Here is a 19,895-nt window from a genome sequence, read left to right on the forward strand (position 1 = left end):
TATAATTAAATTGACATTCATGTCATTATATTAAGTGACAACGGTGTCAGTTTGCAATACAATTTATTCGACAAATACAAAAAACCTCCCATTACAAGAATGGGAGGTTGATGATTCATGTCGTTATACTAATGGTCCAGCTTGTGAAATCTCAGATGAAACGGAATTGAACTTTTCGAAGTTCGCTTTAAATTTAGCAGCAAGTTCTTTTGCTTTCACATCATATTGATCTTGGTCATCCCATGTTTTCTTTGGTTGAAGAACTTGGTCAGGCACACCAGGGCAATGTGTTGGAATATGAAGCCCAAAGATCGGATCTACAACGGTTTCAACAGAAGTTAGCTCACCTTCTAATGCTGCCTGCACCATTGCACGTGTGTGTCCTAAGTTCATACGGCTTCCAACACCGTACTCTCCGCCTGACCAGCCTGTGTTAACAAGGTATACTTGCACATTGTGCTGATCGATTTTCTTTCCAAGCATTTCAGCGTAAACTGTAGCCGGTAATGGAAGGAAAGGTGCTCCAAAGCAAGTTGAGAACGTTGCTTGTGGTGATGTTACACCTCTTTCAGTTCCAGCAAGTTTACTTGTGTATCCAGACAAGAAATGGTACATCGCTTGTTCCTTAGTTAGTTTGCTGATTGGAGGCAATACTCCGAATGCATCAGCCGTTAAGAAGATGATCGTGTTCGGATGACCTGCAACACTTGGTTGAATGATATTTGGAATAGCATCTACTGGATAGGCTGCTCGTGTATTTTCTGTTAATGTGGAGTCCTTGTAATCAGCTACTCTTGAATCTGGATCGATCATTACGTTTTCTAGTACGCTTCCAAAACGGATCGCGTTCCAGATTTGCGGTTCTTTTTCTTTAGATAGATCGATTGTTTTTGCGTAACATCCGCCTTCTATATTGAAGACTCCAGTGTTAGCCCAGCCGTGCTCATCATCCCCGATCAAACGGCGGTTTGGATCAGCGGAAAGTGTAGTTTTTCCAGTTCCAGAAAGACCGAAGAAAAGTGCAACGTCCCCTTCGTTGCCAACGTTTGCTGAACAATGCATGGAAAGAATCCCTTTTTCAGGAAGCATATAGTTCATAACAGAGAATACGGATTTTTTAATTTCACCAGCATATTCTGTTCCACCGATAAGTACGATGCGTCTTTCAAAGGATATGATGATAAATGTTTCAGAGTTTGTTCCATCTTCTGCTGGATTTGCTTGGAATCCAGGTGCTGAAACAACCGTGAACTGTGATTCGTGAGCAGCTAGCTCATCTTGGTTCGGGCGTACAAACATTTGATGAGCAAACAAGTTATGCCAAGCGTACTCGTTAATAACTTGAATTGGAAGGCGATACTCGCGGTCTGCACCAGCAAATCCTTTAAATAGGAATAATTCTTCTTTGCTGCCTAAGTATTGAAGCACTTTTTTGTATAATTTATCAAAGTTTTCAGGTGAAAAAGGTTTATTTACCTTTCCCCAGTCAATTGATTCTTTAACGGAGGCGTCTTCAACGATAAATTTATCCTCAGGGGAACGGCCTGTGTATTTCCCGTAGTAGCTTGAAGAGCTCCTGTGGATGTCAGGATGCCTTCTTTACGCTTAAGAGATTTTTCTACTAAAACCGGAACAGGTAAGTTCTGGTGAGTTGTTTCACGGGTCACAAGTTCATTTAAGGTTGTCGTAAATTCCAAAGTATTCATATCAGACAGTACCATCCTTTATCCTAGAGTGATATATTCGAAAATTAGTATAACACATTAAATTAAATAATGTATACTATTTTATGAAAGTGCATCAAAAAAGTTCGTACTTCACAAAAAAAGATCATAATTCATGAGTATTATCCGTCATATTAAAAACGCTTTCAATAATAACGTCTCAACGTCATAAACTTATTGATATTCCTAGTGTTTTCTATTGACATAGGTGTACCGTTGCGCTATCATATTCCGAGAACGGCTACTCTTATTCTGAGTAGGTGGAGGGACAGGCCCTATGAAACCCAGCAACCGACATGAAAGTGGTGAATGACGATCCACTCGAAATGAAAAGGTGCTAACCTGCAAGGTGAAAATAACCTTGGACAATAAGAGGTTGAAGGCATTTGGATTTATAAACCTTTTCCCTCGTGAATGTATGTGAAACAGGGAAGGGCTTTTTTATGCCTTTTTCAGGTTAAGAACATAAACTGTGCAAAATAGATAAGAATAAAGTACCGTATCATACTGAAAGCAGTTAAAGGGAGGATATTAACTTGTCCAAAAAAGTTAGTCGTCGTTTATTTACATCTGAATCCGTTACAGAAGGACATCCAGATAAAATCTGTGACCAGATCTCAGATGCGATTCTAGATGAAATTTTAGCTAATGATGCCAATGCTCGTGTAGCATGTGAAACATCTGTAACAACAGGTCTAGTACTTGTTGCAGGTGAGATCACAACTTCTACTTATGTAGACATCCCAAAAGTTGTACGTGAGACAATTAAAGAAATCGGTTATGACCGTGCGAAATATGGTTTCGATTCTGAAACGTGTGCAGTATTAACTTCTATCGATGAGCAATCTGCCGATATCGCAATGGGTGTTGACCAAGCTCTTGAAGCAAGAGAAGGTTCTATGACAGATGCTGAGATCGAAGCAATCGGTGCAGGGGACCAAGGTCTTATGTTCGGATTTGCTTGTAACGAAACAGAAGAGCTTATGCCTCTTCCAATCTCACTCGCTCATAAATTATCTCGTCGCCTTACGGAAGTTCGTAAGACTGAAGAGATTCCTTACTTGCGTCCAGATGGAAAAACTCAAGTTACAGTTGAATATGATGAGAACGACAAACCAGTTCGTATCGATACAATCGTAATCTCTACTCAGCATCACCCGGAAAACACGCTTGAAGAAATTCAAAGAGACGTTAAAGAAAAAGTAATCAAGCCAGTTGTTCCTGCTGAGTTAATCGATGAGAACACAAAATACTTCATCAACCCAACAGGCCGTTTCGTAATCGGTGGACCTCAAGGTGACGCTGGTCTTACGGGACGTAAGATCATCGTTGATACTTACGGTGGATATGCTCGTCACGGTGGCGGTGCATTCTCTGGTAAGGATGCTACAAAAGTTGACCGTTCTGCTGCATACGCTGCTCGTTATGTTGCGAAGAACATCGTTGCATCTGGTCTTGCTGACAAAGTTGAAGTTCAGCTTGCGTATGCAATCGGTGTTGCTCAACCAGTATCAATCGCTGTAAACACATTTGAAACAGGTAAAGTTTCTGAAGAAGTTCTTGTAGAACTAGTTCGCAACAACTTCGATCTTCGTCCGGCTGGAATCATCAAGATGCTTGATCTTCGCCGTCCGATCTACAAGCAAACTGCTGCATATGGTCATTTTGGCCGTACAGATGTTGAGCTTCCTTGGGAGAAAACAGATAAAGCAGAAGAGCTTAAGAAACAAGCTAATATTTAATGGTATGTAAAAACAGACTTCCTCTTGGGAGTCTGTTTCTTTTTAAATTAGGTGAAGCATCACGAATGTGAAATTACTAAAATTATCGTGAATATATTTAATTTAATGTGAAATTAATTGGTCCTTCCTTAATTGAAATCATTAAAAAATGGAATTTGTTCCTTAAAAAACATGGATGTTACAGGTGTTCATTTCAGGATTACAACTATTTTATAACAAACAAAAAAGGATTTACTCCGTGAAAATGAGTCAATCCTCTTCTAAAAAGCCTTCAATTATTTAAAATATCTCTGGATCTCAGTAATAAGACCAAAACTCCCCCAACCACATTCTTTTTCTTCAACATGCCGTTTTTATGCAATAATGGTTTTGCTTTTGTTCTTCTTGTATGCAACTTCCTCATAATGCATCAAAAGGTTTCCAAAAATGGCTGACCAAGATTGAGTTAACGCATAATGCCTTGCTTTTAATTTCATAGATTGTAAGAGCATGGGGTCATCCAACAAGGATACTGCATTTTGAATAAACGATTCTGCACTTCCAGCCTCGCAAATTCTACCTGTAAGGCCATCTTGAACGATTTCTTTTACCCCGCCACGATCGGATACGATTGCAGGCAATCCAGATGCCGCTGCTTCAAGAACTACATTGCCGAATGTTTCTGTTGAAGAAGGAAATACAAAAAGGTCTGCTGCAGAATATACACGTGCAAGCTCTTCTCCAGATAGATAACCTGAACAAGTTACATTAGAATATTTCTTTTCCCATTGATCTACCATGTATCTGCTTGGGCCGTCGCCAACAATGAGCCAGTGAACATTTTCTCTTAATGATTGAGGTAATTTACTTATCATTTCATATAGAATCTCTAAATCTTTTTCAGGTGCCAGCCTGCCGACATACAAAAAGATATATTTCTCTGAGATGTTATATTTTTCTCGAACGAGAGAGTCATGATTATGAGGTGTGAACATGTCACAGTCAACTCCTCTTGACCATATTTCAACATTTGTAAAACTTTTACTGTACAGAATTTGCCTCGTTTCTTTACTTGGAACAAAGATTTTTTCAAAAGGTCTATGAAACCATTGAAGGTAACGCCAAAGTAAGGGTGATAGAAATTCAAGATGATAGCATGCAAGGTAGCGGTCAAAATGTGTGTGATAAGAGGCGGCCATGGGAATGTTTTCTTTCTTGCCGTAACGCATTCCGAATAGACCGATATTAAAAGGAGTAGCAACATGAAGGAGGTCAGGGTTAAATTTATTTAGTTCACTATTCAGCGCACGCAATTGGGGAATGGCAAGCCTGCACTCGGGGTATAGAAAGAGTGGCAGGCTTTTCATTGCATAATAGTGATCACATTCCATTTTGGGGATCTCATCTAATGAGGGCATGATGACTTTATATTCAACATCATTTTTTACCAAGTAATCAGTTAATCTTTTTAAAGTCCGTGCAACACCATTAATTTGAGGATAGAACGTATCTGAAAAGAGAGCGAGCTTCATTTTCTTCATCTCCTTTTATAAGAAGTAAGGTAAGATAAAGCTTTTTACTAAAAACAAAGAAAAGAAGCTGGAACTGATGCCTAAAACCATTCCCGCAAGTACATCAGAAGGATAATGCAGACCTAAGTACATGCGAGAAATGGCTACTAAAAGGGCAGCGATCAATAAAAATATACCTATGAACGGATTTAATAAAATCAAAGGTGTAACGATCGAAAAAATAGCTGTAGTGTGACCAGACGGAAATGAATGATCCTTTAATGGGTTGTTGCCGATGTTCGTATCCGGAAGACTTAAATAGGGTCGCTTTCTAGGATACATTTTTTAGAGATGGCAACCGGAATGTGGCTGATCATCAATGAAAGCATACAAACGATGCCCCAAGATTTTAAATGCATAGGGAGAAATAACGATAACAGAATACTCGTTGATATGGTAGCTGTTGCACCACCAAGATGCGTCCACAAGTGAAAGAAATGGTCCATTGAATTCCTGTGCAGTCTTCCGTTAACGAGGCGGAAAAATGAACACTCTTTTTCATAAAGCCAATCAATTACTTTTGTCATGAATATCCCCCTAACTTTTCTATTTTGTTCGTTAATTTAATCATAAAAGGCAATTGTAAGGGGAACATGAAGACAGTATAAATATATTATTAAAATACATTTATATAGCCACCTTGAGCTTTCTCAATACAATAAAAACTAAAATTGATTTTAGGTTGTGTTAAAATTATGGGCAAATCATCAAAAAAGAAGTTGAGGTGAAAGATATATGTATTCTGGAATACACCATGTCTCTTTGTTAGTAACGGATATAAATAAATCCAAGCATTTTTACGAATCGATATTGGGTTTTGAACAAAACAAAAAACGCCCTTCGTTTGATTTTCCGGGCGTCTGGTATGATATTGGCGACACGCAGCTTCACTTAATTGTTCATTCTAAAGGGAAGGCTAGAAGAGACACTACTGAGATTGATAGCAGAGACGGTCACTTTGCGGTCAGAGTTACAGATATGGACAAGCTGTTAGAAACTTTAGATATACATAAGATTCCTTATGTAAATAAGCCAACTAATAAAACAGATTGGCACCAAGTTTTTGTGAGTGATCCTGACGGTAACTTGATTGAGTTTAACGTTTAGTCTGTAATGACTTATAATATTGGCCCTTCTCGTAATATTCACGGCGGATTCGATCCATATCCGCGATATCTTCTTCTGTTAATTCTCTAATGACCTTAGCAGGTCTTCCGAAAGCAAGTGAGTTCGGTGGGATCTTTTTACCTGGGGGCACGAGGCTTCCTGCGCCGATAAAGGCTCCTTCACCTATATGTGCACCATCTAGAACGAGTGAACCCATACCGATCAGTGCGTTTTCTTCAATCGTACAGCTGTGCAGAATGACACTATGCCCAACGGTTACCCCATCCTTTAAGTGAAGTGTTCGGTTCGGACTTTGATGAAGGACCGAGTTATCTTGAACGTTTACATAGTTTCCGATGATGGTAGGGGATACATCTCCTCGGATTGATGTGTTGAACCATATGGAAGAGTATTCACCGATTTGAACATCACCAGTTATGGTAACATAATCTGCAATAAAAGCCGTTTCAGAAATTTTAGGTTGTTTGTCACCGTATGGATAAATCATTATAAACTCACTCCTGTTTTTTAGCTGTTTCCTTAAATAGTGTATCTTTGGGCTATTGTTGTGAAGATCCTTCTTTGACAAGTTGATTGAAGTGCAAGATGCGAGACTACTGGGGATTAGCGTGACAGGTGAGACACAGCATGTGCAAAGCACTAAAGTGGCTCACCGCACGACCCCTGGAAAGCGAGCATCCTGGAACGGAAATCAACCGCTTCAAGAACCCCAAAGAAAGCGAAAACAGCCTTAATTACTTACAGTTTAACAAATCATGAACTCTTATGAATAGAGAAGAGGGTGGAGAAATTTGTGGACTTGGAAAACGGAAAAGGATGCAATAGGAACGATTGTTGTTGTTCATGGAGCAAATGAACATCATGGCAGGTACGACTGGGTAATTAAACAATTAAATGGTGCCGGTTTTCATTGTGTATCTGGCGATCTTCCTGGTCAAGGAACAACAACGAGGAGAAGAGGCCATATTGATACGTTCAACGAATATATCAACACAATAGAAAGCTGGTTTATCGAAGCAGAACAACTAGGGCTCCCCGTCTATATCTTGGGCCACAGCATGGGCGGATTAGCAGTAATTCGTACGCTGATGGAAAAAGGCTTAACGTAGAAGCTGTTATTTTATCATCTCCTTGTTTAGGTCTAGTTCATTACCCATCCAGAGGTAAAGAAGCCGTTTCTTTGCTTCTTAACAAATTGGCTCCAGGTGTAAGGCTAGCGACCAATTTACCTGAAGGAAGTGCCACACGAAACGAAGAGATCCGAATCCGTGACAAAGAAGATAAATTGATCGTTAAAAAAGTTTCTGTCAGATGGTATCGGGAATTAATTGCTTCAATAAAATATGCGTTTGATCAATACAAGCGTTTTCCAAATGTTCCGTTGTTGCTGCTGCAAGCGGGTGATGATTTAATCGTGGACAAAGAAACGGTAAAACAGTGGTTTAATGGGGTTCAATTGGATGAAAAGTGGTATAAAGAATTCCCATCTTTATATCATGAAGTGTTGAACGAGCCAGAGAGAGAGAAAGTGTTCGATTATGTAAAAAGATTTTTATTGTTGCATAGTGAGATCAATAAAGGAAAAAGGTAAAGAAAGATTAAGTAAAAGGAGCCATCTTATGAACAAAATTCCGGTTCACCCTTGGGGATTGATGTATTCCGTTTATACGCACATTTTTCCGGCTGTTGGTCAGCTGCTTAAAGACTGGCATGAAAAAGCTGAACACATTCCAAATCCTGAATTAAGGAAACAAGCAGTGAGCAGTATCTCAGATAAAATGTTTCATTGCGAAGGAGGAGCGATCCTTACACTTCTTGCTGGAAAACACCAAAGAAAAGCCATTGAATTCGTGGTAGCATATCAAACGATCAGTGATTATTTGGATAACCTTTGTGATCGAAGTACCTCACTCAATGAAAAAGATTTTAGAGCGCTTCATGAAAGCATGTTTCATGCTTTAAGTCCTGGCGCCATACCAACAAACTATTATCGATACAGAGAAGAGCAAGATGATGGCGGTTATTTAAATGAGCTTGTAGCAACTTGCCAAAATGTATTATCAGACATGAAGGCTTACCCGAATATCGCAAGTGAACTGATCGGACTTGCCCAAATTTATTGTGACCTTCAAGTACATAAGCATGTGGTCGTACAGGAAAGGAGCCACGTCTGATCAGTTGGTTTGGTGAATATCAATCTGTCTTGCCTGATATTACATGGTACGAGTTCTCAGCATGTGCAGGGTCTACGCTAGGTATTTTCTGTTTGGTCAGCTATGCTTTTCAAGGAAACTTTACAAAAGAGTCTGCAGCAGAAATTAAAAAAGGATATTTTCCATGGCTTCAAGGACTACATATTCTTTTGGATTATTTTATTGATCAAAATGAGGACAAGCTAGAGGGCGACTTAAACTTTTGTACGTATTATAAAAATGATCAGCACATGCTTGAACGCATGGTCTATTTTGCGAAAAAAGCAGATAAAAGCTGTTCTAAGCTGCCGAATTCAAAATTTCATCGATTAATTCAAAGAGGACTGCTAGGCATCTATCTTGCTGACAAAAAAGTTTCAGAGTGCCCTGGCATAAAAAAATGGCATCTAAGCTGGTGAAAGTAGGCGGAGCCACGAGCTATTTCTTTTACGTGAACCGAAAAGTGTATCAAAAATTGAAGCCTTCCCTTTCATGATGAAATATTGCTCTTGGAAGTGGTTGAGGTCAAAGAGCTTCGCATTGCGCGGGGGTATGTGAGGGTAGCAGCGAATGCGTAATTTGTCGAGGGATGTAAACTCGTGGATAAAAGGCAAAAACTTTTGAATTGAGAGGCAAATCTGGTGGATAAACAGCCAAAATTTCTGGATTGAGTGCCAAAACTTTTGGATTTGATGAGCTGAATACCCTAGCAGGTATATGTAACGACCAGTAAAAAAGGCTGATTCAACTTTGGTTAGTTGAGTCAGCCTCTTTTTTCGATCGCAACTACAAATGGCGGGTCGTTTTTTTGATTAATAAATTCATACTGTAAAACATGTGCCTGTTTTTGATCGAGCTGTTTTACATAATTCATGACAAGTTCTTTTTCTCTCTTGCCCTCTTCATGTCCATGGTAGATCACGAGTATGATTACGCCTTCTGTTTTTAATAATTGCAGGAGCTGTTCAATAGCGCCGATGGTAGATGATCCTGTTGTTGTAATTGATTTGTCACTTCCCGGCAAGTAGCCGAGGTTAAAGATAGCAGCTGATACTTTCGTTTTGAGATCACTGGGAAGCTGATCCATTAACTCATCATGTGATGCGTGATAAAAGGTAACGTTTTGATCGGCATGATGATCCATAAGCCGCTGTTTTGAATTCTCGATCGCTTGATCTTGAATATCAAAAGCAAACACATGTCCGTTCTCACCAACGAGCTTTGATAAAAATAAAGTGTCATTTCCGTTTCCGCATGTTGCATCTATAACCAAGTCCCCTGGTTTGCAGAACGAACGAAGAAGCGTTCTTGCAAACGGCAGTACACCCTCTAGTTTCATTACAAGTTCACCTCAGACGTTTTATAAAATTTACCTTGGAAGCTGTTTCGTTGTTTTAGTTCACTTTCAATTGCGTTTAATACTTTCCATTTGTTCAGGCTCCACATAGGACCTACTAAAAGATCAGATGGGCCATCGCCTGTTAATCGATGAATCATCATGTCAGGAGGAAGAATCTCTAGCTGATCACAGACGAGGTTTACATACGTTTCAAAATCAAGAAATTCCAGCATGCCTTGTTCGTATTGCTTGACCATAGGTGTCTTCTTTAGAAGATGAAGAAGATGAATCTTAAGTCCTTGAACATCGAGTTTAGCTACTTCACGGGCAGTTTCCATCATCATTTCAGGAGTCTCTAGCGGCAATCCGTTAATGATATGAGAACAAACGTTAATGTTATGCTTTCGAAGCTTCTCAACGCCTTCTACATATGTCGGATAGTCATGTGCCCTGTTAATGAGCAGTGCTGTTTTTTCATGTACGGTCTGCAATCCTAATTCAACCCAAAGGTACGTACGTTTATTTAAGTCAGCAAGATATTCTACAACATCATCCGGCAGACAATCTGGTCTTGTCGCAATGGAAAGTCCGACAACACCTTCTTGTTCGAGGACAGTTTCGTAGAGTTCCTTTAACTGTTCCACAGGGGCATAGGTGTTGGTGAACGCTTGAAAATAGCCAATGTATTTTCCTTTTTTCCATTTCGTGTGCATTCTTTCTTTTACGGTGTGGAACTGGGTGATAATATCATCACGTCGATTTCCAGCAAAATCTCCTGAACCACTTTGAGAGCAAAATGTACAGCCACCGAAAGCGGCATTTCCATCACGATTAGGGCAATCGAATCCACCATCTAATGGTACTTTTATAATTTTATCACCAAAGTGTGACTTTAAATGTTGGTTCCATGTGTAGTATCGTTTATCACCAAAATAAGGCGGTTTTTCTGTAAGGTGTGTCATCCTTTTCACTCCTTCATACGGTGATGAGCACCATATGACATTGTAGCATGTTCATGCGATGAGCGGCAAAATGAGTTGTCAGTTCTTACTCATTGTAAAGTAAAGGGAAAAGGACTAAAATACAGAAGGGATTTATGACATCTAAGTAGTAAGCGGGGAATTTATATGCCAGCGAAAGTGTGGCTGCTCATTATTGGTATGGCACTAAATGTTACTGGCTCGAGCTTTTTGTGGCCGATCAATACAATTTTCTTACATGAACATCTAGGGAAATCGTTAACTGTTGCCGGGATTGTGCTTCTTCTGAATTCTGGAGCAGGAATTATAGGTAACTTAACCGGGGGACTTTTGTTCGATAAGTTAGGTGGATATCGAACCATCATGCTCGGTGTTTCCATTTCTTTTACCACTTCATTCTTATTAATCTGGTTTCATGACTTTTGGACGTACAGCGTTCTTCTTGTCTTTATGGGATTTGGCATGGGGATTGTGTTTCCTTCTATGTATGCACTTGCCGGCACCATGTGGAAAGAAGGCGGAAGAAAGGCGTTTAACCGCATTTATATCGCACAAAATGTCGGCGTGGCGCTCGGAGCAGCTCTTGGTGGTTTCGCTGCCTCTTATTCCTTTACATTATCGTTTATCAGTTGTTCAACGCTATCATTCATCTTTTTTCTCATTGTGTTAATAGGCTTTAAAGGGATTGATGAAAAAGAGGTGCATCCGTACAAACGGTTTTTCTCAGCGAAAAAGAATTCATAATAAAGAAGCGTTTTTCGCACTATTGATTCTATGCGGAGGGTATTTGTTAGCGTGGATTGGTTATGTTCAATGGCAGTCTACCATTGCCGCTTATACGCAAACTCTTGGAGTTAGTTTAAAAATGTACAGTTTATTATGGACGGTGAACGGTTTGATTATCGTTTTGGGGCAGCCGCTCGTGAACCTTTTTCTTAAAAGATGGCTGCATTCCACGACATCGCAAATCTTGGTCGGCTATTGTATATTTGTTATTTCTTTTGTGATCGTAGGAAATGCAAAAGATTTTAGCGGGTTCATGATTGCGATGATTGTCCTTACTATTGGAGAAATGCTTGTTTGGCCAGGAGTTCCTTCTATCGCAGCAGAACTTGCTCCACAAGGCAGAGCTGGATTCTATCAAGGTATTGTGAACTCCACAGCGACAGGTGGCAGGATGCTTGGGCCGCTTTTTGGCGGAATGATCGCAGATATCTTCAATATTTCAGTCCTGTTTCAAACAATCATGGGATTGATGGTTCTGTCATTTATACTGACGATTGTTTACAGCAGAAACCGTCATTCAATTAAACAACAAGATGTTCCAAGACAAGCATCATAAATAATTTTACTCTTGTCCAAATAAAAAAAGACAGGTGATAAATGCGTCACACTGTCTTCTTTTTTGCTTTTTCTAAAGAATTGTTGCTTATTAATCTTTTTTTATGTCTTCTTTGAAAAGTTGGTTGTAGTGGAAGGTGGGAGACTCCTGCGGGACAGGCTGGCAGGTGAGACACTTAAGAGTGAAACGTAAGAATGTGGCTCACCGCTTGCCCCGCGGAAAGCGAGCAACCTGTAACGGAAATCAACTACTTTCAAAAGCGATAATGAAAATCAGCATTGTTTATTTATGCTGCTTTTGTTTCATGCTGTGGAAGAAGTTTTGCGGCTAATAGTCGTCTTCGAATCGTAATCCCTAACACAGATGCTAAAACTGCCTTAATCACTCCGACGATAAGAAAAGGATAAACACCGCCTGATAATGCTTGATCCCACGTAAGACCTGCTACAAACTTTAATTGAACAGCACCAAACACAAGGGTGATTACCATTCCGATTATGTTTGCAAAGACTGCAGGAGTTAGGCTGAAGCTCGTTTTTTCTAATATAAGACCCGTGATGTAAGCCGCAATAATAAAGCCAATGATATAACCACCAGTAGGGCCAACAAGGACAGAAAAACCGCCTTTCGCTTCTGAGAACACCGGAAGACCTACAGCGCCCATTGCAATATAAAGAGCAACAGCCATTGTTCCGTACCTTTTTCCTAAAATCGTTGCACATAACCCGATTGCTAATGTCTGTCCAGTGATGGGAACTAGCGGCAATGGGATCGTTAACTGAGCAAGAATGGCTGTTATTCCTGCCATAAGTGCTGCATAAAGCGACATTTTTAACCTTTCATTTGTTGCATGCATTCATTTTGCACCCTTTTAAAATGTAAACGTAAAATAATGAATAGTTAACATTAATGTAAACAGCAGCAGAAAGTTTGTCAAGAAGTGGAATGAGTATGTAAACTTCGTCGTTTAAAAGTGGGAAAAATAGGTTATTATACTTCTAAACAACCTTGACATTTTAGGAAAGTATTCATAAAATACAAATTAACATCTAAAATTCGTAATAACGATGATAGGGAGTAGTAAAAAAGAATGGAATGATAGAGAGTTGACGGCTGGTGCAAGTCAACCCGGACTTTTTGAACTCGCCCTTTAGTTGCAAGTGTGAATGAAGTAGTACTTGCCGTTCGCCGCGTTAAGGTCTGTTTTGAGTGAATGCGATATTTGCATTAATCAGGGTGGTACCGCGGCAGGTTTAATTATGTTAACTAACCTTTCGTCCCTAATGTTTATTAGGGGCGGGAGGTTTTTTTGTTTTTAAGTACAGTTTTCTAAGGAGGATCGGTTATGTATTATAACCACAAAACAATCGAGAAAAAGTGGCAGCAGTTCTGGGATGAGAACAAAACGTTCCAAACGAAAGAAGAATATGATAAAAAGAAATTTTACGCATTAGATATGTTTCCTTACCCATCTGGAGCAGGCCTGCACGTAGGTCATCCGGAAGGTTACACGGCGACTGATATTCTATCTAGAATGAAGCGTATGCAAGGATACAATGTACTTCATCCAATGGGGTGGGATGCATTTGGTCTTCCTGCAGAACAATACGCTCTTGATACAGGTAACGATCCAGCAGAGTTTACAGAAAAGAATATCAATACTTTCCGCAGGCAGATTAAAGAGCTCGGATTCTCATACGACTGGGACCGTGAAGTAAACACGACAGATCCATCTTATTACAAGTGGACACAATGGATCTTTATCCAGCTTTACAATAAAGGGCTTGCTTATGTGGACGAAGTACCGGTGAACTGGTGTGAGGCACTTGGAACAGTTCTTGCTAATGAAGAAGTTATCGACGGTAAGAGTGAACGTGGCGGGCATCCTGTTGTTCGAAAACCTATGAGGCAATGGATGCTAAAAATAACAGCATATGCTGACAGATTATTAGAAGACCTTGATGAGCTGGATTGGCCAGAGAGTTTAAAAGACATGCAGCGTAACTGGATCGGCCGTTCAGAAGGTGCAGAAGTTCACTTTGATGTGGATGGTCATTCTTCTAAAATTACAGTGTTTACTACTCGTCCAGATACACTTTTTGGTGCAACGTATTTAGTGCTGGCTCCAGAAAATAAACTAGTAAAAGAAATTGTTACAGAAGACCAGCTAGAGGCAGTAACGGCTTATCAAAAACAAGTTGAAACAAAGTCTGATCTTGAGAGAACAGAACTTGCCAAAGAAAAATCAGGAGTCTTTACAGGGGCTTACGCAATTCATCCAGTAACAGGTGCGAAACTTCCGATCTGGATTGCAGACTATGTACTAGCAAGCTATGGAACGGGTGCGATTATGGCAGTTCCTGCGCATGATGAACGTGATTACGAGTTCGCAGTTAAGTTTGAACTTCCGATCGCTGAAGTGGTTGCTGGCGGAAATGTGACAGAAGAAGCGTACACAGGCGATGGTGAACACGTAAATTCTGATTTCTTAAATGGTATGCAAAAAGAAGAAGCTATCACAAAGATGAACGAATGGCTTTCAGAAAACGGAAAAGGCGAGAAGAAAATTACGTACCGCCTTCGTGACTGGCTATTCTCTCGTCAGCGTTATTGGGGTGAGCCGATCCCGGTAATACATTGGGAAGATGGCACGATGTCGACGCTTTCCGAAGATCAATTGCCGCTTCTTCTTCCTGTAGTAAAAGAAATTAAACCTTCAGGTACTGGAGAGTCACCTTTGGCAAACGTAGAAGACTGGGTGAACGTGGTTGATCCTGAAACGGGCAAGAAAGGTCGCCGTGAGACAAATACAATGCCTCAATGGGCAGGAAGCTGTTGGTATTACCTTCGTTATATCGATCCGAAAAACGAAGAACAACTAGCATCACCTGAAAAATTAAAGCACTGGCTTCCAGTTGACATCTATATCGGTGGAGCAGAACATGCTGTGTTGCATCTTCTATACGCACGCTTCTGGCATAAAGTGATGTACGACCTTGGAATTGTTCCAACAAAAGAGCCTTTCCAAAAACTTTTCAACCAAGGGATGATTCTTGGTGAAAATAACGAAAAAATGAGTAAGTCAAAAGGAAATGTTGTAAATCCGGATGAGATCGTTCTAAGTCATGGTGCAGATACACTTCGTCTATATGAAATGTTCATGGGACCTCTTGATGCATCGATTGCTTGGAGCACTACAGGCTTAGATGGTTCTCGCCGTTTCCTTGATCGTGTTTGGAGATTGCTTGTTTCAGAAGATGGACAGAACCTGAACCCTGCCATTAAAAATACACAAGCAAGTGAATCCTTTAACCGTCTATATCATCTTACGGTTAAAAAAGTGACAGAGGATTATGAAGGTCTTCGTTTTAACACTGCCATCTCACAATTAATGGTTTTCGTAAACGAGGCCAACAAGCAAGATGAGCTTCCTAAAGACTTAATAGAAGGTTTCGTTAAAATGCTTTCTCCGATCGCTCCGCATATTTGTGAAGAGCTCTGGGAAATGCTAGGTGGGGAAGGCAGCATTGCATACGCTTCTTGGCCGGTTTGGGATGAAGCTCAACTTGTAGAAAATGAAGTTGAAATCGTTGTACAAGTAAATGGTAAATTAAAAGCGAAGATGACGATTGCTGCGAACATCAGCGGTTCAGATATGGAGCAAGCTGCACTTGGAGAAGAATCTGTTCAACAAAGCATTGAAGGTAAGACGATTCGCAAAGTGATTACTGTACCAGGTAAACTTGTGAATATCGTTGCCAATTAAAGGAGGACACTTTTTAATGGAAAACGAATTACGAGAGGTTACACCATCCGAAGTAAAGCAATTGTTGAAGGATGGAAAAAAGATTTCACTAATTGATGTGCGTGAAGATGAAGAAGTGGCTGAAGGGAAAATTCCAGAAGCTGCTCATATCAAAATGGGTGAAATACCTGACCGCTTAAATGAGATCGACAAAAATGAAGAACACATCATCATCTGCCGTTCAGGTCGACGCAGTGAAAATGTGGCTTACTTTTTACAAGACCAAGGCTACAAAGTAAAAAATATGACTGGCGGCATGCTGGAATATAATAAAAACTAAGTAAGACTCTCTGCTCATATTTGAGTAGGGAGTTTTTTCTTTGTTTAGAAATAAAGCGGTTTTGTATTGACTAAAGTCTGTGGGGGAGAGGGTATAAGGTTGCTTAAAGGTTGTCGAGTTATGTCGACTCGCCGCTTTACAAGCAAAACTCGCCGGAATATCTCCGAAACTTGACGGATTAAGTCTGAAATTTCTAGAATTATTCCATGAGTTTCTCGAAATAATGGTTTTAATACCCCGCTTGGTATAGGGGGAGAACTTTTTTAGAGACAAAAACCTCACCTGTTTTTGTTCTTGTTTAACGATATTGCTTATTTCTGCTTCCTTTTCAGAAACGAATTGCCAAAACACCTCGTTCGTGAAGTCAAATATTGTCTCTACAGCTAGTTTTTCTAGTCATAATGGGAATCTATACTTTATCATTGTTAAACAAGCAACATTCAGAATGAAAAGAGTAGTTATGAAACGACCTAAACGTTTTGACGGTCTAATTTTCTATGTACTTGTGAAAAATTTCAGGAACGAGCCGATAGAAAAGGTATACTTATTAGCCTTGGAGGCTCAAATGCCATTAAAACATTCAAAAACCAAAAAGTGGATTAACATAATTGCTGTTTTGTTTACCTTGCACATGGTAAGCAAAATAGGCTTGATCTACAGTCAAAACTATCTTATGTATGGGCTTGATCTTAGCATCGTTGCTCTTTTTGGAGTGTTAGTTTATAAAATGCTGAAGGTTAAAGACTCTTATGCGATTGAATTAGAGCAGGAAATATTAAAACATAAAGAAACTTTTTAGAATTAGAAGCAAACAGAATTAAACTTCAAAACATATTCGACAGCATTGATGTAGCCATTTGGTCACATAATCTTGAAACCGACAAGTTGCTCATCACATCAGGTATTGAAAAATTATATGGTTACCCGATGCAAGCTTTTTATGACGATGCAGAATTGTGGAAAAAAGTGATACATCCTGACGATGATGAGATTATTCAAAAGCGAGCTCAAGATATTCAGAGTGGGATTATTGCGACGAGTGAGTATCGAATAATGAAGCCGAATGGTGAGATACGATGGATTCATGACCGAGGTATTCCGTTCTTGAATGAAAAAAATGAATTGATTGACTTTAACTCTATACTTATTGATATAACCGAGAGAAAACGTGCAGAGATAACCATTCAGCACATGGCCTATTATGATGAGTTAACCGGTCTTCCGAATCGCAATGGATTTATGCAGACCATTGAAGATCAAATGAAAGAAGCTGATAGCAAAAATAACAACCTGGCGCTTTTATATTTAGATCTTGATCGTTTTAATGTTTTGAATGATACACTCGGTCACAGCTTTGGCGATCTATTGCTGCAAAAAGTCGCAGAGCTTCTAAAAGTTACGGTAGCTTCTAAAGGTAAGGTATTTAGAAGAAGCGGAGATGAATTTTTGATTCTTGTTGAATTTAAAGAAGTATACGAGATTAAAACGATTGCTGAAGAAATCATTTCAGCTTTTACAAAACCGTTTATGCTTAGTGGACAAGAAGTATTTACAACACCAAGTATAGGAATCAGCACATATCCTGGCAACGGTTCTGATAGTGACACACTCTTAAAACGAGCGGATTCAGCTCTTTACCAAGCAAAAGAATGCGGCAGAAATACGTATCAATTCTTTACCGAACAGCGAGACGAGAAGATGGAGAGAAGATTAAACCTCGAACATGGCTTAAGAAAAGCATTAAGCAATAATGAATTCTTTCTTGTGTATCAGCCTTTAGTGCAGATCGATACAAAAAAGATACTAGGCGTAGAAGCATTGCTGCGCTGGAACAAAGAAGATGAGGGCATCATTTCCCCTGCAGAATTTATTCCGATCACTGAAGAAACGGGAATGATCATACCAATCGGAGAATGGGTTTTAAAGAATGCTTGCTTGCAAGGGGTGAAGTGGCATCAGAATGGTTATCAGGACCTCTTAATCTCTGTAAACATTTCAGTTAGACAGCTGCTCGAGGAAACGTTTATAGAAAGAGTAGAGAGCATTCTTATTGAAACAAGTTTCCCGCGTCTTCATTAGAATTGGAGATAACAGAAAGTACGACCATGCAAAACATGAACGAAGCGCTTCCTGTTTTGACCCGATTAAGAGCGAAAGGGATTCGTATATCAGTGGATGACTTTGGAACAGGGTATTCATCATTAACGTACTTAAGGCAATTGCCTGTTGATACGTTAAAGATAGATAAGATGTTTATTGATGATATATTGACAGATTTAAAGGCAGGAGCCATTGTAAAAACAATTATTGATATGGGGCATAACCTTGATTTTTGTGTCATTGCTGAAGGGATTGAGAGCTGTAAGCAGATAGAGTTCCTTTTAGAGCAAGGGTGTATGTATGGCCAAGGTTATCATTTGTATAAGCCGCTCCACGCAGATGAATTAGAGATACATTTACAAAAAAATATGGTAATAAACTAAGATCAGGCTTAAAAAAACGTGGAAACAGCGTTTTTTTAAGCTTTTTGATTTTGTAGCTTAAGGTTGCACATACATTTTACACTTTCCTCCACAACTACATGTTTCACAACTCCTATTTCGTGAAACACTACATAAGTAGACAAATAGAAGGAGTGGATAGAAAGTGAATGTTCTCGTAATTGGAGCAAATGGAAATATTGGTAAATTAACATGCAATATACTGGCGGATCAAGGACACTCTGTGAAAGCGATGGTTAGAAAAGAAGAACAGCAAGAGCATTTTCAACATCCTAATATCGAAGCAGTCCTAGGTGACCTAGAACAAGACTTCGAACATGTATTTAAAGACATTGATACGGTCATTTTCACAGCTGGATCTGGCGGCCATACAGGTCCTGAAAAAACGGACGCTGTGGACTATGAGGGTGCTGTAAAGTCCATTAATTCCGCACAAAAACATCATGTGAACCAATTTATCATGGTAAGTTCCATCGGCGCAGATACTCCTGAAAAAGGTCCAGAAGGCTTGCAGCATTATTTAGAAGCGAAAAGAAAAGCGGATAACGTGCTGTTGGAAAGCTCATTAAATTATACGATCCTTCGCCCAGGCGCACTAACAGACGAAGATGGAATGGGCTTGATCCAAGCGAAGAAAAATTAGATGAGCGAGGTTCCATTCCACGTGCTGACGTGGCAAGAACGCTTGCTGCATGTCTCGGTAATGAAAAAGTTAGCCGCCAAGTATTTGAATTGATTGAAGGTGAAGTGCCCATTCAGACAGCTCTCGAAAATTTGTAAGACAAAACTAGTCAAATCCCAACAAAGGAAAAGCATCCGCCAAAGCCGAAAGAAAGAACAAAATCTCTAGGCTAAAGGGGGATGCTTTTTATGATTCAAGTAAAGGTCTTTGACGAAGACCATGAAGATGATTTAGAGGAAGGTGTGAACGAGTTTCTGAGTGTAATTCCTCCTGAAAACATAATAGATATTAAGTATCAAATAGCGGTTTGTGATAATGTTCACTCCGAGGATGAGACCATGTTTTCGTTTTCTGCGATGGTTATTTATAAAAAATAGAAAGTTGTTTTTATATAGCGGTCTTGGTGAGCTCTGCTGTTCTTGCAACTGGTTGATTTCCGTTTCAGATGCTCGCTTTCCGCGGGGCAGGCGGTGAGCCACCTCGGTGCTTCACACTTAGGTGTCTCAACTGTCCCGCTAATCCCCAGGAGTCTCGCAGCTTACACTCCAATCAACTTGCAATGAGGAAAACAAAAAACCTTAAAAACATAAAACCATCAAGCATTCATTCTGGGTCTGCAAATCAACCAAA

General features: G+C 39.7%; 20 protein-coding genes, 3 pseudogenes, 1 riboswitch and 1 other annotated feature. Of the genes and pseudogenes, 15 read left to right on the top strand and 8 right to left on the bottom strand.

The annotated features are described in order from the left end of the window. Positions 1-123: 123 nt before the first annotated feature. Positions 124-1,706 (bottom strand): annotated as a pseudogene (gene pckA, locus ACEWFH_RS07070) (phosphoenolpyruvate carboxykinase (ATP)). Positions 1,707-1,968: 262 nt separating this feature from the next. After that, a riboswitch (SAM riboswitch) is annotated at positions 1,969-2,099 on the top strand. 161 nt (positions 2,100-2,260) lie between these two features. Here pckA and metK point away from each other — a divergent pair. Next, positions 2,261-3,466: a methionine adenosyltransferase gene (gene metK / locus ACEWFH_RS07075; protein WP_473726666.1), complete on the top strand. Its 1,206-nt coding sequence runs from the start codon at positions 2,261-2,263 to the stop codon at positions 3,464-3,466. 353 nt (positions 3,467-3,819) lie between these two features. Here metK and ACEWFH_RS07080 read toward each other — a convergent pair whose 3' ends face one another. From ACEWFH_RS07080 to ACEWFH_RS07090, 3 genes are read right to left on the bottom strand one after another with little or no spacing between them, the layout of a single operon-like run. Beyond that, entirely contained in the window at positions 3,820-4,977 is a 1,158-nt protein-coding gene (locus ACEWFH_RS07080; RefSeq protein ID WP_473726667.1) for a glycosyltransferase family 4 protein, read from the bottom strand. Between the two features lie 15 nt (positions 4,978-4,992). After that, on the bottom strand, positions 4,993-5,298 hold the full coding sequence (locus tag ACEWFH_RS07085; protein ID WP_473726668.1) for a phosphatase PAP2 family protein: 306 nt from the start codon (positions 5,296-5,298) through the stop codon (positions 4,993-4,995). Next, complete coding sequence (locus ACEWFH_RS07090; RefSeq protein WP_473726669.1) at positions 5,271-5,543, bottom strand: hypothetical protein; 273 nt, start codon at positions 5,541-5,543, stop codon at positions 5,271-5,273. The genes ACEWFH_RS07085 and ACEWFH_RS07090 overlap by 28 nt, the downstream gene beginning before the upstream one ends. A 208-nt stretch (positions 5,544-5,751) precedes the next feature. Between ACEWFH_RS07090 and ACEWFH_RS07095 the strand changes: the two genes are divergently transcribed. Then, entirely contained in the window at positions 5,752-6,123 is a 372-nt protein-coding gene (locus ACEWFH_RS07095; protein WP_473726670.1) for a VOC family protein, read from the top strand. On the opposite strand, the gene ACEWFH_RS07100 is transcribed toward ACEWFH_RS07095, so the two are convergent. After that, positions 6,113-6,631, bottom strand: coding sequence for a gamma carbonic anhydrase (locus ACEWFH_RS07100; RefSeq protein WP_473726671.1), 519 nt, complete (start codon positions 6,629-6,631; stop codon positions 6,113-6,115). The genes ACEWFH_RS07095 and ACEWFH_RS07100 overlap by 11 nt on opposite strands. A gap of 121 nt (positions 6,632-6,752) precedes the next feature. On the opposite strand from ACEWFH_RS07100, the gene ACEWFH_RS07105 reads away from it, so the two are divergent. The 4 genes and pseudogenes from ACEWFH_RS07105 to ACEWFH_RS07120 all read left to right on the top strand — a co-directional run bounded on the left by ACEWFH_RS07105 (position 6,753) and on the right by ACEWFH_RS07120 (position 8,832). Further along, complete coding sequence (locus ACEWFH_RS07105) at positions 6,753-6,878, top strand: hypothetical protein (RefSeq protein ID WP_473726672.1); 126 nt, start codon at positions 6,753-6,755, stop codon at positions 6,876-6,878. A 57-nt stretch (positions 6,879-6,935) separates the two neighbouring features. Further along, positions 6,936-7,253, top strand: a complete 318-nt coding sequence (locus ACEWFH_RS07110) for an alpha/beta hydrolase (RefSeq protein ID WP_473726673.1) — start codon at positions 6,936-6,938, stop codon at positions 7,251-7,253. 71 nt (positions 7,254-7,324) lie between these two features. After that, the gene (locus ACEWFH_RS07115) at positions 7,325-7,735 is read left to right on the top strand and encodes a serine aminopeptidase domain-containing protein (protein ID WP_473726674.1); all 411 of its coding nucleotides are present in this window, start codon (positions 7,325-7,327) and stop codon (positions 7,733-7,735) included. Positions 7,736-7,796: 61 nt separating this feature from the next. Beyond that, positions 7,797-8,832: pseudogene (locus tag ACEWFH_RS07120) on the top strand (tetraprenyl-beta-curcumene synthase family protein). Positions 8,833-9,099: 267 nt separating this feature from the next. Here the strand turns inward: ACEWFH_RS07120 and mnmM are convergent. Then, positions 9,100-9,675 carry a tRNA 5-(aminomethyl)-2-thiouridylate-methyltransferase MnmM gene (gene mnmM / locus ACEWFH_RS07125; RefSeq protein ID WP_473726675.1) on the bottom strand — a complete coding sequence of 192 codons (576 nt, stop codon included), beginning with the start codon at positions 9,673-9,675 and terminating at the stop codon, positions 9,100-9,102. Further along, complete coding sequence (gene mnmL, locus ACEWFH_RS07130) at positions 9,675-10,637, bottom strand: tRNA modification radical SAM protein MnmL/YtqA (RefSeq protein WP_473726676.1); 963 nt, start codon at positions 10,635-10,637, stop codon at positions 9,675-9,677. Before mnmL ends, mnmM begins: the two co-directional genes overlap by 1 nt. Before the next feature lie 165 nt (positions 10,638-10,802). Here mnmL and ACEWFH_RS07135 point away from each other — a divergent pair. Together ACEWFH_RS07135 and ACEWFH_RS07140 are read left to right on the top strand one after the other, a co-directional pair. After that, positions 10,803-11,997, top strand: a pseudogene (locus ACEWFH_RS07135) (MDR family MFS transporter). Between the two features lie 136 nt (positions 11,998-12,133). After that, positions 12,134-12,328, top strand: a complete 195-nt coding sequence (locus ACEWFH_RS07140) for a hypothetical protein (RefSeq protein ID WP_473726677.1) — start codon at positions 12,134-12,136, stop codon at positions 12,326-12,328. Here the strand turns inward: ACEWFH_RS07140 and ACEWFH_RS07145 are convergent. After that, positions 12,284-12,853 carry a biotin transporter BioY gene (locus ACEWFH_RS07145; RefSeq protein ID WP_473726678.1) on the bottom strand — a complete coding sequence of 190 codons (570 nt, stop codon included), beginning with the start codon at positions 12,851-12,853 and terminating at the stop codon, positions 12,284-12,286. The two genes, ACEWFH_RS07140 and ACEWFH_RS07145, sit on opposite strands and share 45 nt — an antisense overlap. Before the next feature lie 202 nt (positions 12,854-13,055). Next, positions 13,056-13,282: a binding site (T-box leader), on the top strand. A 60-nt stretch (positions 13,283-13,342) separates the two neighbouring features. Between ACEWFH_RS07145 and leuS the strand changes: the two genes are divergently transcribed. The 7 genes from leuS to ACEWFH_RS07180 all read left to right on the top strand — a co-directional run bounded on the left by leuS (position 13,343) and on the right by ACEWFH_RS07180 (position 19,642). Then, positions 13,343-15,763 (top strand): leucine--tRNA ligase, encoded by a 2,421-nt coding sequence (gene leuS / locus ACEWFH_RS07150; protein WP_473726679.1) that lies wholly within the window; start codon positions 13,343-13,345, stop codon positions 15,761-15,763. Between the two features lie 16 nt (positions 15,764-15,779). Then, on the top strand, positions 15,780-16,082 hold the full coding sequence (locus ACEWFH_RS07155) for a rhodanese-like domain-containing protein (protein WP_473726680.1): 303 nt from the start codon (positions 15,780-15,782) through the stop codon (positions 16,080-16,082). 565 nt (positions 16,083-16,647) lie between these two features. Further along, the gene (locus ACEWFH_RS07160) at positions 16,648-16,881 is read left to right on the top strand and encodes a hypothetical protein (RefSeq protein WP_473726681.1); all 234 of its coding nucleotides are present in this window, start codon (positions 16,648-16,650) and stop codon (positions 16,879-16,881) included. Positions 16,882-16,913: 32 nt separating this feature from the next. Further along, positions 16,914-18,161: a putative bifunctional diguanylate cyclase/phosphodiesterase gene (locus ACEWFH_RS07165; RefSeq protein WP_473727234.1), complete on the top strand. Its 1,248-nt coding sequence runs from the start codon at positions 16,914-16,916 to the stop codon at positions 18,159-18,161. Between the two features lie 26 nt (positions 18,162-18,187). Next, complete coding sequence (locus ACEWFH_RS07170) at positions 18,188-18,565, top strand: EAL domain-containing protein (RefSeq protein ID WP_473726682.1); 378 nt, start codon at positions 18,188-18,190, stop codon at positions 18,563-18,565. 163 nt (positions 18,566-18,728) lie between these two features. Continuing rightward, positions 18,729-19,226, top strand: coding sequence for an SDR family oxidoreductase (locus ACEWFH_RS07175; protein ID WP_473726683.1), 498 nt, complete (start codon positions 18,729-18,731; stop codon positions 19,224-19,226). 227 nt (positions 19,227-19,453) lie between these two features. Continuing rightward, positions 19,454-19,642, top strand: a complete 189-nt coding sequence (locus ACEWFH_RS07180) for a sporulation protein Cse60 (protein ID WP_473726684.1) — start codon at positions 19,454-19,456, stop codon at positions 19,640-19,642. Positions 19,643-19,895: the final 253 nt, after the last annotated feature.

It is taken from the genome of Fictibacillus sp. EA-CB0309 (genome assembly GCF_055814265.1).

Coding starts and splice junctions, on each gene's coding strand:
- ACEWFH_RS07080 (WP_473726667.1), bottom strand. CDS start 4,977: ATGAAGCTCGCTCTCTTTTCAGATACGTTCTATCCTCAAATTAATGGT.
- ACEWFH_RS07085 (WP_473726668.1), bottom strand. CDS start 5,298: ATGTATCCTAGAAAGCGACCCTATTTAAGTCTTCCGGATACGAACATC.
- ACEWFH_RS07090 (WP_473726669.1), bottom strand. CDS start 5,543: ATGACAAAAGTAATTGATTGGCTTTATGAAAAAGAGTGTTCATTTTTC.
- ACEWFH_RS07095 (WP_473726670.1), top strand. CDS start 5,752: ATGTATTCTGGAATACACCATGTCTCTTTGTTAGTAACGGATATAAAT.
- ACEWFH_RS07100 (WP_473726671.1), bottom strand. CDS start 6,631: ATGATTTATCCATACGGTGACAAACAACCTAAAATTTCTGAAACGGCT.
- mnmM (WP_473726675.1), bottom strand. CDS start 9,675: ATGAAACTAGAGGGTGTACTGCCGTTTGCAAGAACGCTTCTTCGTTCG.
- mnmL (WP_473726676.1), bottom strand. CDS start 10,637: ATGACACACCTTACAGAAAAACCGCCTTATTTTGGTGATAAACGATAC.
- ACEWFH_RS07145 (WP_473726678.1), bottom strand. CDS start 12,853: ATGCATGCAACAAATGAAAGGTTAAAAATGTCGCTTTATGCAGCACTT.
- leuS (WP_473726679.1), top strand. CDS start 13,343: ATGTATTATAACCACAAAACAATCGAGAAAAAGTGGCAGCAGTTCTGG.
- ACEWFH_RS07155 (WP_473726680.1), top strand. CDS start 15,780: ATGGAAAACGAATTACGAGAGGTTACACCATCCGAAGTAAAGCAATTG.
- ACEWFH_RS07160 (WP_473726681.1), top strand. CDS start 16,648: ATGCCATTAAAACATTCAAAAACCAAAAAGTGGATTAACATAATTGCT.
- ACEWFH_RS07170 (WP_473726682.1), top strand. CDS start 18,188: ATGCAAAACATGAACGAAGCGCTTCCTGTTTTGACCCGATTAAGAGCG.
- ACEWFH_RS07180 (WP_473726684.1), top strand. CDS start 19,454: ATGATTCAAGTAAAGGTCTTTGACGAAGACCATGAAGATGATTTAGAG.